A 461-nucleotide genomic window follows, 5' to 3' on the forward strand; every position below is an offset into this window, starting at 1 on the left:
GTGTGCCCTTAACTCTTCACTGCAATACGCTGCATCCATCAAATCGTACAAATTCGTTACTCGTGCGGCCGTCATCGTTGCTAACGGCACCGCCGTTTGACTATCGTGCACCGAGGCGCTGGTCAATAGCGCACTGATGGCAACGCCGCAGTCAGCGGTGTCGATATGCAGCTTGTAGCCGTTCCAACTCACTTTATAACCTTGCGCATTGCATTTAGTGCCGCGGTCACACTCTTTGGGTAAAGCATTGACGATGCTCGGTAAAGTTTGCGTCAACTGCCAGCCTATCTTGGTCACTTTCTCTTCCTTTGGCGGCCTTATCTCGCCTTTCTTTGGCCGTCCACGGCGCTGCTTTTGGGCCTTTTCTACGGAAACAACTTTCATGTGTTTCTTCGGCTTCTCGCGCGCCGCAATCGCCGTGCCGTCACGGCTGATGTGTCCAATGAGGCTGTCGCCTAAAT

1 protein-coding gene is annotated in these 461 nt (G+C 53.1%); it reads right to left on the minus strand.

Features of this window, described 5'->3' with window-relative positions; all coding sequences use genetic code 11:
- Positions 1–461, minus strand: a 461-nt coding sequence (locus QN347_RS19455) for a transposase (protein ID WP_323494352.1), incomplete at both ends; no start/stop codon positions are given.

The organism is Sphingomonas sp. 10B4, from assembly GCF_035019905.1.
Lineage (GTDB): Bacteria > Pseudomonadota > Alphaproteobacteria > Sphingomonadales > Sphingomonadaceae > Sphingomonas > Sphingomonas glacialis.